This window comes from Gilliamella sp. App2-1 (assembly GCF_001690255.1).
Classification (GTDB): Bacteria; Pseudomonadota; Gammaproteobacteria; order Enterobacterales; family Orbaceae; genus Gilliamella; species Gilliamella apicola_G.
The window spans coordinates 21,327-36,724 of sequence record NZ_LZGR01000039.1; the positions used below are offsets into that span (position 1 = coordinate 21,327).

At 36.0% G+C, this 15,398-nt stretch carries 12 protein-coding genes; 11 read left to right on the forward strand and 1 reads right to left on the reverse strand.

All coding sequences use genetic code 11. The annotated features are described in order from the left end of the window. The first annotated feature begins 395 nt into the window (after positions 1–395). From A9G22_RS05050 to A9G22_RS05075, 6 genes are read left to right on the forward strand one after another with little or no spacing between them, the layout of a single operon-like run. On the forward strand, positions 396–2,486 hold the full coding sequence (locus tag A9G22_RS05050; protein WP_065586814.1) for a BglG family transcription antiterminator: 2,091 nt from the start codon (positions 396–398) through the stop codon (positions 2,484–2,486). Positions 2,487–2,512: 26 nt separating this feature from the next. Next, on the forward strand, positions 2,513–2,815 hold the full coding sequence (locus A9G22_RS05055; protein WP_065586813.1) for a PTS sugar transporter subunit IIB: 303 nt from the start codon (positions 2,513–2,515) through the stop codon (positions 2,813–2,815). A 21-nt stretch (positions 2,816–2,836) separates the two neighbouring features. Further along, a complete protein-coding gene (locus tag A9G22_RS05060; RefSeq protein ID WP_065586812.1) occupies positions 2,837–4,126 on the forward strand; it encodes a PTS sugar transporter subunit IIC in 1,290 nt (429 codons plus the stop codon). Positions 4,127–4,140: 14 nt separating this feature from the next. Further along, a complete protein-coding gene (locus tag A9G22_RS05065) occupies positions 4,141–4,548 on the forward strand; it encodes a hypothetical protein (RefSeq protein WP_065586811.1) in 408 nt (135 codons plus the stop codon). A gap of 11 nt (positions 4,549–4,559) precedes the next feature. Next, a complete protein-coding gene (locus tag A9G22_RS05070; protein WP_075508462.1) occupies positions 4,560–5,417 on the forward strand; it encodes a class II fructose-bisphosphate aldolase in 858 nt (285 codons plus the stop codon). 11 nt (positions 5,418–5,428) lie between these two features. Beyond that, positions 5,429–6,040, forward strand: a complete 612-nt coding sequence (locus A9G22_RS05075) for an AAA family ATPase (protein WP_075508463.1) — start codon at positions 5,429–5,431, stop codon at positions 6,038–6,040. Positions 6,041–6,101: 61 nt separating this feature from the next. Here the strand turns inward: A9G22_RS05075 and A9G22_RS05080 are convergent, their stop codons facing one another. Continuing rightward, the gene (locus A9G22_RS05080; RefSeq protein WP_075508464.1) at positions 6,102–7,562 is read right to left on the reverse strand and encodes a catalase; all 1,461 of its coding nucleotides are present in this window, start codon (positions 7,560–7,562) and stop codon (positions 6,102–6,104) included. A gap of 1,686 nt (positions 7,563–9,248) precedes the next feature. Here A9G22_RS05080 and A9G22_RS05085 point away from each other — a divergent pair. The 5 genes from A9G22_RS05085 to A9G22_RS05105 form a co-directional block, all read left to right on the forward strand. Further along, positions 9,249–9,770, forward strand: a complete 522-nt coding sequence (locus A9G22_RS05085; protein ID WP_075508465.1) for a hypothetical protein — start codon at positions 9,249–9,251, stop codon at positions 9,768–9,770. A gap of 61 nt (positions 9,771–9,831) precedes the next feature. Further along, the gene (locus A9G22_RS05090; protein ID WP_075508466.1) at positions 9,832–13,851 is read left to right on the forward strand and encodes a toxin VasX; all 4,020 of its coding nucleotides are present in this window, start codon (positions 9,832–9,834) and stop codon (positions 13,849–13,851) included. A gap of 16 nt (positions 13,852–13,867) precedes the next feature. Then, positions 13,868–14,701: a DUF6708 domain-containing protein gene (locus A9G22_RS05095; protein ID WP_075508467.1), complete on the forward strand. Its 834-nt coding sequence runs from the start codon at positions 13,868–13,870 to the stop codon at positions 14,699–14,701. A 69-nt stretch (positions 14,702–14,770) separates the two neighbouring features. Beyond that, positions 14,771–15,022 carry a hypothetical protein gene (locus A9G22_RS05100; protein ID WP_065586504.1) on the forward strand — a complete coding sequence of 84 codons (252 nt, stop codon included), beginning with the start codon at positions 14,771–14,773 and terminating at the stop codon, positions 15,020–15,022. 16 nt (positions 15,023–15,038) lie between these two features. Continuing rightward, the coding region (locus A9G22_RS05105; protein ID WP_141669928.1) for a hypothetical protein at positions 15,039–15,398 on the forward strand (360 nt) is incomplete at its 3' end.

Here is a 15,398-nt window from a genome sequence, read left to right on the forward strand (position 1 = left end):
TTTGGCTAAACCTTTTATGGACATCCCTCAGACTATTTATAATGTACTAAAGAAAACTCGATTGAAATCGTTCGTTTTCTTAACCAGTAACATTAAATGTTATAAAACCATCAGTTATAACATTAAACTGAAAAATCCGTTGAATATAAAACACGAAAATAGGCTGGATATTTACCCAACTATTCACTTTTAGGTTATATTTTTTGTAAAAATATTCAGGAGTCTATACCGTTTGGTGATTAATTGAGACATCTCAGTATCTATTTGATAAAACAGTGTGATAACCATCGCATTAATCAATAATTTTTGCCATTTTTATTGGCAAAAATACCAACTAGGTAAGTAAATCTATCTCACTTATACTTAATCTATGAAGTAAATAAGTGAATAAGTTTATGCGAACAAGAACCATTGAGTTATTTAAAAAATTTATTTCCATCGACTATCCGGTCACTTCCCAGATGTTATCAGACGAATTTCAGATTAGTGTGCGAACCATTCGCAATGAAATTCAAGAAATTAATGCGTTTTTAATGCAAAGACAGTTTCCTTTAGTTTCAACCGTACGTAATAAAGGTTTTATAATAAACGCGACGCATGATCAAAAACAGTTAATTTATAATGCATTATTGGGCATGCCAACGTCATCGATTCTAAGTAAAGATGAACGTCAGTTTGATTTGTTACTGTCTATTGCTTTTTCTGCCTCTCCAACCATTCTCAGTCATAAAAAAAGTGTTTTTTTTGTATCGAAAAGTGTCTTAGATGAAGATATCCGTAAACTTAAACAACGACTTAAAAAATATGATATTGAATTAATCAGCCTGCCAAAACAAGGTATGCAGTTTTTCGGGTTAGAGCGTTCTATTCGTTTAATGATGTACGAAGCCATTAATCAGTTTGTGGGTAATCTTGAATTAGATAAACCATTATATGAGATGAGTTTTATACAGAGGTTGTTATTTAATTATATTCCCCAAGAATTAATAGATAGTCTATTACGGCTAGCTCATCAAACTATTAGCCAAATTCATGATGAAATTTATGTTCAACAAATTGTGATTTTTACCACTATTTGGGTGGTTCGTAATCAACAGCAACATCATCTTACGATGATAAGGCCGAATTTTAATAATAATGATTTGGGTGAAATAGCAAAATTTATTCATTTGGTTTGTCAGCATGTTGCTTTGCAAGTTAATCGGCAAGAACAGCAATACATTATTTATATGTTAGAAGCTTTCAATACCAAGGATATTAATAACTATGTAGAGTGGTTAAATGCGCAGTTATTAGCGATTAAGTTAGTTAATTATGTCGAAGAAAAAACACAAATTCCATTTTCAACCAAACAAGAGCAGTTGTACGAAAATTTATGTAAACACTTAGCAGGACTTATTGCACGAGTAAGTAATAATATTCATATTATTAATCCATTACTTGATAACATCAAACAAAACTATGGTGCAATTTATTCAGTTATTGCTATGTTTATGCAAGAACTTGAAAATACCTTAAGTCATAAAGTATCAGATGACGAAATTGCTTTTTTAACTATCCATTTTTCTACCTTTGCAAGCGCTATTAATCAAGAAAGAAGTTACTATTTTAAAGCAGTAGTATTTTGTGACCATGGTATAGCAACTTCTAATTTATTAGCTGAAACACTCAAAGAGTTTTTTAGTATTGATGTGCTAGCCATTTTGGGGCGTCATGATCAGGATCTATTAGCTCAACTCGATTTTGACTTAATTTTTTCCACGTTTCCATTACCGCACTTAGCTCATCCAGTATTGGTGTTAGAACCGATTTTAAAAGAGAAAAATCATCCTATTATCACTGATTTTTTAGCTAAGCACAGTGCTAATCAACGCGTTTTAAATCATTTGGTCGATGCGACCGATCTTTTCTATTCATTGGTTGATTTGATTCAACAAAGTGGCGGCATCGTGTCAGCACCTATCTATAACCAACTCGAACAGTGTTTAGCGATTAATAATCTTAAAATCAATAAAAGGAAAATCCAGCCTATGTTGAAAGATATTCTTACCGATAATGACATTATATTGCAGCAAGATAGTTCAAATTGGCGACAAGCGATCAAAATTGCTGCTGAGCCATTATTAAAAAAACAATTTATTTTACCATCTTATATTGATGCCATGATTACGTCGGTCGAGCAATATGGTCCGTATATCGTCATAGGCAAAAATTTAGCGTTGGCACACGCTCGCCCTGAAGATGGAGTAAACCAGTTAGGGGTGAGTGTTGTTACTTTGCGTCATCCCGTGGATTTTGGTAATTCAGAAATGGGATCTGTGAAAATCATATTTTGTTTAGCAGCTATCGATTCGTTTTCTCATCTCAATATTATGCGTAGTTTGATTGAATTGATTAATGATGAACAAAAACTTGAAAGATTAACAATGTGTCATTCGGTACAACAATTTAAGAACATTTTATTTAATGAACCTAATTCGGATTGAACCATTAAATTGTAGGAGGATTGAAAATGAGTAATTTAACTATTTTATTTGTTTGTGGTGCGGGATTAGGCAGTAGTTTTGCCGCACAAATGGCGACTGAGGATGTGTTAAAGGCCAAGGGAATTGATGCCAAGTTGGATCATACGGATATTTCATCTGCTGCTTCTATGAATGCCGATATTATTATCACGGCTGAAAATTTTCGCCCTCAGTTTGCTAAATTCAATATTAGCGAACAGACCTCAATTGTTTATCTCAAAAATATCGTCTCGAAAGCTGAAATTGATGAAAAGTTAAGTCCAGTGTTGCAAAAAAAGGGACTGCTTTAAATTGCAAAATAGGAGAATACTATGAACGTGGTTAACTTTATTATTGATAATATTTTAACGCAAGCTTCGATAACGATTAGTCTAATTGCTATGTTTGGCTTGATGTTGCAACGTAAATCAGTAGGTCAAATTATTTCAGGAAGCCTTAAAACATTATTGGGCTTTCAAGTGCTCAATGCGGGGGCTAGTATCATTGTTGGCAGTTTGACCTATTTCGGGCACATTTTTACCGCTGGATTTGATATGCAAGGGATTATCCCGTCTATTGAAGCGATTAATGGCCAAGCCATGAATCAGTTAGGCTTAGGTCGTGATATTGCGTTGACTTTTTTAATGATTTTTATCTTTAATATTCTCATTGCCCGTTTTACCCGCTGGAAATATATCTTTTTAACTGGTCAGGCTATTCTCTGGATGGCAACCATGACCACGGTATTTGGTAGTTTTGCTGGACTTTCAGGAATCGCGTTAATTGTAGTCGGCGGTCTTGTTGGTGCACTTTTTGCGGTATTTATGCCAGCTATTGCGCAGCCGATCATTCGTAAAGTAACTGGGGCTAATGACATAGCACTAGGTCACTTTTGTACAATTGGTTACTTGTTTGAAGCTGGTGTTGCTTATGTTGTGGGGGAGCGAGGCGTAAATAAACGTTCAATTGAGGAGATGAAATTACCTAAATCATTTGAATTTTTGCAAGATACTTATTTGTCAGTCATGGTGGTAATGATACCACTTTATATTATTACCGCTCTTTTTGCTGGTGAAGAATATGCTTCAACATTGTCTGGTGGTCAAAATTATGTGATGTATGCCTTTACGCAAGCGATTATTTTTGTAGTAGGCATCTATGTGTTATTAGCTGGTGTTAGGTTATTGCTCGGCGAAATTGTACCCGCATTTAGAGGCATTGCGATGAAAGTGGTTCCTAATGCCATACCGGCGCTTGATTGTCCTGTGTTTTTTCCTTATAGCCCAAATGCGGTAATTTTAGGGTTTATTACCACATCAATTGGTACGGTGATTGCGATGTTAACTTTGCCAGTTTTTGGATTAGCCATGATTTTACCTGGCATGTTAACCAACTTTTTTGCAGGCGGTACAGCTGGCATATTTGGTAATGCAGTAGGTGGTCGTCGTGGGGCTCTCATTGGTGGCATTGCCCATGGTTTCTTTATTACTTTGTTACCGGCATTACTGGTGACTATCTTTAATCAAATGGGCTTTATTAATGCAACGGCAACCGATGTCGATACGGTTACGGCGGCGTTACTCTATGCATGGATTTTAAGCCCGTTATTAAAGAACTTTTAGTTTAGGAGTTTGATATGTTTAACTTTTTCAAAAAAAGTCAATCTAAAATAGAATCAGAAAATATACCAGAAATAAAAGTCAGTCAGTCATCATCGCAAATAGACCAAATTGAACAATCAATTAGTCAATTGTTACAACAAATTAATCACACAGATGATGCAGTAACTTTAGCCACATTATGTGAAAAAACAGGACTACTTTATTGCCAATTAGATCATGTTGATTTTGCGATTGAGTATTTAGAAAAGAGTTTACAACATAAAAAATCAATTGGAGAGGGTTATAAAGCATTAATGAATTTGTACAACCATAAACGTGCCGATGCAGCACAACATGGTTCAATGGACGATATTGATTTTTGGATGAATAAGATGGACTCCATGCGCAACATTGCCAAACAAGTTACGGTTCAACGAGATTAAAGGAAATGATTATGTATACCACACTAAAAGATGTCACTTTATTAGCTCAAAAACTCAATTTTACCGTCGGTGCATTTAACACGCATAACTTAGAAATGTTACCTGATATGCTACGAGCAGCGAAAGAAGTTGGGGCGCCAATTATTATACAAACTAGTGTTGATACCGCACGTTATATTGGTTTTAAAGTGCTGGTTAATGCGGTAAAAGCCATTGCCGATGAAGAGATTGTTGATGCTGTATTACATTTAGATCATTCAAAGCATTTTGATGATATTAAAGAAGCGATCGATAGTGGCTTTACCTCAGTGATGTTTGATGGTTCTTCCTTACCATTTAAAGAAAATATTTTAAAAACCCGTGCGGTGGTTGAATATGCACATGCGCGTGGCGTATCGGTTGAAGGTGAATTAGGCACTATAGGCGGAACAGAAGAGGGCATTCATGTTGATTCTAATGATCGAATTTATACCAAACCGAAAGATGCGTTAGCGTTTGTTCAAGCCACGGGGATTGATGCATTAGCTGTTGCCATTGGTACTAATCATGGACAATTCAAATCAAAAACAGAGGTGAATATTCCACTATTAAAAGAGATTCATGCTATGGTTGATATTCCTTTGGTTATTCATGGCGGTACCGGTGTCAAAGAAGAAGATTACCCTGAACTGATTAATAATGGTATTCGTAAATTTAATGTAGGCACTGAATTATTAGTAAATTGGACCCAAGTTGCCAAAGATAAGTTTGCTGATACCGAAGTGAATAAATCGTTACGACACAATATTATTCCTGCTAATCAAGCAGTTAAAGAAATTGTGAAACATAAAATGAGTTTGTTTCTTAACGTTAATAGTCGGATTAATTAAGGTGCGTTAGTATGCAGAAATATTTAATTTTACTGGCAGGTTGTCCATGTACGGGAAAAACCTATCTAGTTAATCAATTGCAACAGCAATTTAAAGATAGCTTTGTTATAACACCCGATGAAGCCAAAATTTTATATGCTGAGTCTGTTGGCTTTAATTGTAAAGCTGAAAAAGAAGCGTTAGAACACAAAGCTTGGCAATTTTATTACGGTGTTTTAAAACTATATATGGATGCAGGTAAAAAGGTGATTATTTCTGAATACCCATTTAGTGATAAGCAAAAAAAGCAACTAAGTGAATTTACTGAGCAATATTACTACCAAGTGATAACCCTTCGCTTAGTTGCTGATTTTGATGTGATATGGCAACGTCGTTACCAGCGTGATCGTTCACCTGAACGCCATTTGAGTCATATAATGCAACACTATCATTATGGCGATGCGTTAGAAAATCGAAATCTTGCTGATGACTTAATCAACAAGGATCAATTTTACCAAGTTTGCAAAATACGGCGGTATGATCAATTTGTTCTAGGTAAATTGCTCGAAGTTGATGTAACTGACTTTGCTAAAGTGGATTACTCAGGATTATTGAATAAGTTGAAGCAAATGGTTAAGCTATAAATATCGCTATTATAAAAATATCAATGCCGACCAATTTTAGTCGGCATTGTTATTTTGAGTATTAGCTTTTTATTAGGTCAACATCAACCCCCAGTCCTTTGGCAACTCCAGCGCCATAATCAGGATGTACTTTGTAGAAGTGTTTGAGCTGTCTAATTTGAATGTCCCGCTTCACATTCTTCATTGAGCCAACGATATTATCAATAAGCAGTTGTTTTTGATCGGGATTCATTAAATTAAATAGTGCGCGTGGCTGTGAGTAATAATCCCCATCCACACGATGATCATGCCTATCCATTGTTCCTGCTGGGACATGCATTGGCGGTTCGGCATATTGTGGTTGCTGTTTTGGTGCGCTATCGACGCTATTAGGCTCATAGTTAGGGGCATTATCAGGGGTATAAAAACGCATTGCGCCATCGCGTTGATAATTATGCACAGGGCATTTTGGCGCATTGATCGGCAATTGTTGATAATTAGTACCAATACGATAGCGGTGTGCATCGGCATAAGCAAAAATTCGGCCTTGTAGCATCTTATCTGGTGATAAGCCTGTTCCAGGCACCACATTACTTGGTTCAAAGGCAGATTGTTCAACTTCCGCAAAATAGTTTTCTGGATTACGATTGAGTTCCATCACGCCAACTTCAATTAATGGATACTGTTTTTGTGACCACACTTTAGTGACATCAAACGGATTTTCAGGATGGTTATTGGCTTGCTCTTCGGTCATAACTTGTATGTAAATTCGCCATTTTGGATAGTCTCCTCGTTCAATGGCTTTAAATAGATCTTCTTGTGCAGAATCTGGATTAGTTCCATCTATTTCCATTGCTTTTTTGGGGTGGATATTTTTGATTCCCTGTTCGGTTCTAAAATGCCATTTAACCCAAGTTCGTATACCATTCTTATTAATTAAGCTATAGGTATGGCTACCATAACCGTGCATATGACGATAACCATCAGGAATACCACGATCCGAAAATAAAATAGTGACTTGATGGAGTGATTCTGGCGATAAAGACCAAAAATCCCACATCATTTGTGGATCTTTTAAATTAGTTTTGGGATCACGCTTTTGCGTATGAATAAAGTCAGGAAATTTGAGTGGATCGCGAATAAAAAATACCGGGGTATTATTGCCTACAATATCCCAATTGCCTTGGTCGGTATAAAACTTGACTGAAAACCCACGGGGATCTCGCGCTGTATCAGATGAGCCACGCTCTCCTCCTACTAACGAAAAGCGAGCAAAAATTGGAGTTTGCTTACCTACACTAGCAAATAGGCTTGCATAAGAATATTGAGTGATATCATTGGTGACTGTAAAGGTACCATGTGCGCCAGAGCCTTTGGCGTGGACTCGTCGTTCAGGGATGTTTTCACGGTTAAAATGGGCAAGTTTTTCGATAAGCTGAAAATCATCTATCAACACCGGACCTTGAGGACCGGCAGTTCGGGAGTTTTGATTATCGGCTATTGGGGCACCGTTATTAGTGGTGAGTTCTTTTTGTTCTGACATTGCAACACTCCTTTATATGATATTAAAAAGCCTTGAGGAATAAATACTCAACTGTTTTTTGAATATTGCGTCCCAGAGATTTTGTTTGGGACTTGTAGAGCGTGGTAAAAAAGATCATTATTTAAATGATCTTACCTACTTTAAAAAAGTATATTCTACTTTTCAAGTAGAATATTTTTAATTGAGAGATTTATAAATATTAGTTTGCCCAACGTTAACTTGCTTCAATAACACCTTTAAAAGTCACATAAAATCTATTAAATTCACATAATTCATTAGAAAAGGTCGAACTGTTTATATTGCATGTTTTAAATAGTCATCTAAACATTATTGAAAATTGTACACGTAATCGTTTAATCTTTTTTCTTGTGCATCTTTAAATACTTGGCATATCACATCTTAGTCAAAGCGCTTATCGCTCTTTTTACTTTAAGGTAGATAGGTTTAATGACTTTTTGATCTGTATGATAGTTATCACATAATTTATTGAATCTTTCAATAAATTATAAATAAAAATTTTGTCACGGTTTTATCCCTATGTGTATAGGGAACAGGCCAAACAACGAAATGAAGCCTTAACGCAAGGGCGGTTTATCCCTATGTGTATAGGGAACAGGTTGGATCTAGTCGTTTCGCCATCTCAGGGTACGGTTTATCCCTATGTGTATAGGGTACAGGAAAAGACTGTGTAGAAAACAATAAAGTGACACGGTTTATCCCTATGTGTATAGGGTACAGGTTCCACTTATGATGCAGAGCAAAAATTTTTGCGGTTTATCCCTATGTGTATAGGGTACAGGCTATTGATCCTAATAATGGGGAGATTTTGGCCGGTTTATCCCTATGTGTATAGGGTACAGATTCAAAATGCATTAAAGCGAGCTAAAAATTGCGGTTTATCCCTATGTGTATAGGGTACAGAACTATAGAAAATATTTAATAAAATAAAAGGGCGGTTTATCCCTATGTGTATAGGGTACAGATTATGGATTTCCTGATTAATAACATTTTTATCGGTTTATCCCTATGTGTATAGGGTACAGATAATCAACGTTAGACAATGGTAATGGCAATTCGGTTTATCCCTATGTGTATAGGGTACAGACCAATTATAACACATTGTTTTATCATTAAAATATTTAACACCAAATTTCTACCAACTTTTTCAATGATTTTTAAAATAACCATGATTTTATAATGCATTGTTTTTATTAAAGTAATTTTAGAAAAAAATAGAGAGAACATTGTGATTTTTTATTCTACCAATTAATCTTTAAATTTCATATAGTTATAACATAATTAGCAATAAAAATGAGCTTTTCTCTATTAAAAAGACGGAATTTCTTGTTAAATATATCCAGAAATTTATACCGTTTGAGCATAAAATTATTTTTAATTTAACTGGTTGAAAAATGTACTTAACAAAGTATGACGTTGCCTAAATTGCTTTTTTCAAACAAAGGCGTTAAGTCGCTACTACATACCTTATATCTGATACCTGCTTAACTCACAAAAATTCCTTACGTTAAGCAAAAGTATCCATCAAAAAAGGTTAACTTTGCGTTAAAATGATTTATACTCTGTTCCCATTATCGTTTATGCTTAAAACTATAATATAAAGAACGATAAACGAATAACATCATTAACAATAAAATATAGCGATTTTAGGGAAAATAGGAAAACAATATGGCGAATGGCTTTAATCGCCTTTTTGGACAATTAGGTAAAGGATTGATTGACGGATTAATGGCGGGTTTAGGCTGCATTAGCCATAACGGCTATACCTTAACCGTTGAGGGGCTGCGCTCGTCGATTTCGGTTTGGTATGTTGACGGTGATGAGTGGTTAAATCAGCCTTGGCGTTATGTGATTACTTCTACTCGTTACGATAAAGCCTTCTCCATTGAGGCGACTCTCAATCAAAAAGCCAGTTTTTCTTTTCATTCAGCTAGCTATCAAACCTTAATGTCAACAATCTCCGCGTTAAGTAACTTCCTATCGGTCAATGATAAACCGTCTTTGTATGAGGCAATAACCGTATTAAGTCCGTTATCGCTCAATAAAGTGTCACTGAATTCAATAAGCTCATTATCACAAGATTCATTATTGAATCTATTTGCTGCAAAGAGACTCACTCAGGTATTCCACACCGCTTTAGATGATGAACTCAGCCTATACCCGACATTGATTAACCTTAAAAGCCAATAGATTCCTTTTGAAAAATCACAAAATTCGATAAAACAAGAATTGAAGAATTAAAGAGCGTAAGATGCAAAAAATAGCCAACATCGCGATACAATATAAAAACGAAGCCGCCGGTCGTTGCCCTGCCTGTGAGCGAACAGGATTACCGGTCTTTTTACTGCGTCAAGCCGTGATAAAAACAAAATTCACTAAAATTAAACAGGTTAACCGCACTTATCAAGAACTGGCGAATTATGCTAAAACGTTAGATTTTAAACATCGCATGCCAGAAGCTCCCTTAGAATATTATGACTATGTACTTCGCACTTTGCGTAACGGCTATGTTTATGTGATGCAACAACAAGGTGATGATATTGAGAGCCGAATAATTGACGCATATGAATGCATTGATGGGGCACTACGTTTAAAAGATGCCCACGAACTGCCCCATACCCAGCCAAGACCATTATCAAAAGCGTGTAAAGATGCCTGCCACTTCATTCCTGCCTCGTTTATTCATCTTGATGATAAGCGCTTTACGCAAGCGTGGGTGGCTTATTCTTCACAACCTTGTCCCAAAAAGACCCTCGACGATTATCTCAAAGAACAAGATAGCCAAGTGTTATCGCGTTTTACCAAAATTGATATACAAAAACTCAAAGACTCACCGTCTGAGGCAACCGGTAACCGAGCGGTGCCGTTTAAAGATATTTTTGGTTATAGTCATGAACATGATGATAATGATAAAAGCAAAGTGCTCGAGTTTCGTTTTGGAGAGCAAGGTCTGGCGCATTTTAAATCGGCCCATCCATTTAAAAGTTTTGCAGAGCAAAAACACCGATTTGCCAGTCATGTTAACCGATTATACCAAGGTGACAGGGCTATTTCTTGCGGGGTCGTATTAGAAGACACCTTCGGTATCGCCGAAGAGCTCAACTCGCAACGGGTATCGCACCTGCATATGATTAACGAAATACCATTAACCGCAGAAGAAGTGAATTTAGCAGAAGAATTAATCGATGGTTTTGACGATTTAGATAAAACAACGAAAATCTATGAACAACGAGCAAAAAACTTGATCCAAACGATCAACCCAGTATTGAAAGATCAATTTAATTATTATCAACCAGTAATGTTTAAAAAGCGGGTAATTTTACAATTAATGGAGCAGTACCGAACCTCGATTGAAGATTCATTCAACAGACAAATCGCAATACTGGAAAAAGAAGATGAAATCGAACTCGCTAATCGTTCTCCTGATAGTTATATTGGTGTGATAATGTCGTCACCACCAAAAAATGCGGTGACAATAAGCAAATTAAAATCGATGAAAAAGGAAAAACTCAAAGAGTTTGATAGCTGTGTAGATCAAGGTAAAGTTGATACCTTCAAAAGGGAATTAAAAACAGCCTATAACGAAGTAGTTAATTACCATAAAGAGTGGTCGCAGGACTACTTTACCTATTTGCGTTGGTTATTTGGTAAACAAGGCATTGTCTCGCAATTTAGCAAAACCAAACCCAAAAGCGTTAACACCAATCATTTTTGGCAACGTGAATTTGATTTTAGCACCGAAACGACGCAATTGGTGCACGCATCAGAAGTTGGATCTATTTTAGTCGATACCACCCATTCCGAAATTAAACTCGATCAAGACAGTGCCCTATGGGACGAGCTGCTCAGTAATCCTGAAAGTATCTATTACATCACCGAATATCACAATGCTAAAGGTATCGATCGTGACGAAAAGGTCTATGTAGACTTAAAAACTAATGAATTGATAACACCAAAGGATTGGTTATCAAAAACAACGGAGTTTATTGGTACAGCCTCTACAGCAATTGCAGAAAAAAATGGCGATAAAGATCTAAACGATAAAAAAAGTGTATTAGAAAAAAACAAAGCCGAGCTAGAAGCTAAAATTGAACAAAATAAACAAAAAATTGACGAGCTTGAACAACAAAAAAAACAAATTCCAGCGAGTGATCCCGTAGCACAAGAAAAACTCAGGCGCGAAAAAAAGGCTTATGAAACCAAGAATAGGGAATTAAATAAAAGCCTTGAAGCGGTAAATAAAGAATTATCCAACCTTGCTAATTCAACACAACAAACTCACGCATCAACCCAATATAGTGAAAGTTTACTTAACCGCACGGCACTAAAAAAACAGGCAACACTGGCTAAAGACACCCTATTTAAACCGATAAAATCGCACTGGATGCGGCTTAATGCATTTGATGAACTTGCCAAACTAGGGGCACTACCCGTTGAAATAAACGTGCAAATTAGACCAGAAAATATCGTAAAAATTCAAAATTTATTAACCCAAATGCATCGGGGTTTTTACAATCGTGGCGTTTATCACCCGCACGAGCTTGCTTTTTTAGAAAGTTTTGATATTGATGAAAAGCCCATTAAAACCAGCTCGGGCAAAATGCAAAAAGCAAAATTTACCCTATGCTTTCCTGATAAAGCCAGTAAAGCCTTGTTTGTGGACTTTATCAACGGCACTAATGGCACATTAAGCCCATACAGCTTAAAACAATTTATGGAGCAAAAGTATAAAGATTATTTCAAATTAATCCATAAACAAAAAACACTGCTTGAAAACATAGAAAAAGTGAATCAAGGCAAAGCGTCAATCACTGATAAATTACGCAAAATCAGTGATAAAGCCCTAGAGCGAGCTAAAGCTAAAATAAACGAAAAAATATCAAAAGCAGGAGGCGTGATAGACAAAGCGCAACATGAATTAGAACGTATCTATAATAAGATAGAATTACAAACCGCTAATCAAAACGTCAAAACGGGGAACATAACTTTTAGCATCAATCTTGCGGTGAACGGTATATTAGGTACCCTGACCCTAATAAACATTAGCGATATGCTTAAAGAATGGGATGAAGCAAAAGAAGGTGACGGTGAAACCGATCTAAAAGGGAAAATGCTTAAAGATCTGGTGTCACTGGTACTAACTAGCATCGACTTAACTAACCAATATAAAAATATCAAACTCAATATGCAAATGACTGAAGCGATTAAAGCAGGTAAAGGTGCAACAGCAATAGAAGCTAAGCTTAAGTTCAATGCCATAATTTCTAAAACCGTTTCCAGAGCCACGGCTACGATCACGGTATTAGATGCGATCGGTGAACTAAAAAGTTCGTTTGATATGATAAATATGGAAGATAATAGATATTTTATTTATAGGTTAGGTGGTTCGATTGCATTAGGTTTTGGTGCAATTGTAGCATTAGTTGGTTCATGGGTAACTGTTATTGCGGGTGTTGCTTTAATGATTGGTGGTTCAATCGCGGTTATGTTTAGTAAAAAGTACGATAAATTTACAGCTATTCAACACTGGTTAAACCGTTGCTGCTTTGGTAAGCAAGAAGAATTGGACTATTTAGGCTATCAAGCTTATCACGAAGATGAATATAGCACTCACGCGGGTTTTGGCTTAGCGCTCAACGACTATGCGATCATGGTCTATAATATTCAAACTTTTATTCGTTTAAAACCGCTATATCATGCCCCATCAATAACAGGTGTACCTGAGCCCGATGCCCCAAATCCATTTCAACGGCATATCTATTTTTATTTGGATATTCCCGATTTTGCCAAATACAATCAAAGCGAAAGTGCAATTGCGCTAATTCGCTTATTTATTAATGATTACCCAAATCTAAAAAGCCAGCCAGACCCACAGCCCGAAAAATATATCGATCTAAAATACCGTATCACCTCGCAACAAATAACGTTATTAGCTGTGAACGCAAACTATAGCGATCAATACCTTATCTCGCTTGATAAAGCCGACTATTTTGATAAGTATGATCGTAATGTCGGCGTACTGACTAAGCTCCCAATACCTGATAATAGCAAAATTGACGAGCCAGACGAATTTACCTTAACCACATCGGCTAATCATTTTACTGATAAAACCACAACCAATAGCGTCGAGCCAGTGCAAAATGGGCTTATTATCAATAAATGGATCGCTGGCACAATAGGTGTGTTTAATATTGCAAAATATCAAATCATTGTGCAATACAATAACCGTGAAGACGTGCCATTAATCGTGGCTAAAAACAATAAAATTTAAAATAAGGAGCAAAACAATGCCATCACAATATCGACCCCAAATTTTTGGTTGGATAAGCGATTTAGACAAAGGCGGTAACTATTTAACGGGTGCCGATGATCGCTTGCTCTATGCCAATGATAACTACTGTGCTTTTATTCGTAAAACACAATCTGATCAGTTTTTTTATTTATTTATTTGTTTTATATCAATATTTGGTCTTTCTTTTTATATAGGTATTTATTTTTATTTCGTTTTTACTATGACTCCTGCAGTTAATAATGATGAAAAAATTATGGATATTGTATTATTATTGATGAACATCACCTGTTTTTTTGCTTTATATCTTCTGATTCCTGAATTTTATCAAAACCTTTTTACACGCCGAGGAAGCCCCATTATTTTTAATCGTAAAACGGGTAAAGTGTATATCAATGAAAGCTATTTTTTTAATTTTAAAGTGTTACGTAATCCGCTAACCTTTTTGCACCCTAATAAAAAACGCATAAAAGAATATGACTGGGCCCATTTACAAGGGGTGGTGGTGCATAACTTTTCACGCTCTTCACTCAACACCACCATATTAATGGTGTGCAAACCCCATACCCATAAAACAATCGACCATATATTGCTAGACCCATTACGTGCTGGCATAGGCAGTTATCTGGTTTGGGGTTGGGTCAATAACTTTATGTGCGCGAACAAATTAGCTGGCTTAAACGATGGCAAATACAAATGGGAACAAGAAACCCAATTTAAAGACAACATTATTAAAGGACAAGGCTGGCCAGAATGGATGGTCGAAGCGTTTAATGCCACATCGCAAGCAGAGCTCGCCGAAATTAAACAACGGCATCATGTCAAACAATAAGTTTTAATAGCTCAGGGCGGGGACGGACAAAAAGCCTATTTTGATAAGTATGATCGCAACCGTAATGTCATGACAGGGCTGCCTGAGCCTGATTATAACACTATTGACGAGCCAGACGAATTTACATTAACCACATCGGCTAATCATCTTACTGATAAAACAATAACCAATAGCGACAAGCCAGTTCAAAATGGGCTTATTATCAATAAATGGATCGCCGGCACCATAAGCGCGTTTAATATTGTAAAATATCAAATTATTATTCAATACAATAACCGTGAAGACGTGCCATTAATCGTGACTCAAAACAATAAAATTTAAATTAAGGAGCAGAACAATGCCATCACAATATCAACCCCAAATTTTTGGTTGGATAAGCGATTTAGTAAAAGGCGGTAACTATTTAACGGGTGCGGATCAGCGTCTTCTATATGCCAATGATAACTACTGTGCTTTTATTCGTAAAACAAAATCTGATCAGATTCTTTATTTATGTATGAGTTTTTTTCTCTCAATTTCGGGGATCTTTTTAATTCCATCTTTGATATATTCTATTATAACGTGCAATAGTGATACACTTTTCTATCTTTTAACTTCTGGTTTATTTTGTTACATTATTCTCGAATATTTAATGATTCCTGAATTTTATCAAAATCTTTTTACACGTCGAGGTAGTCCCATTATTTTTAACCGTAAA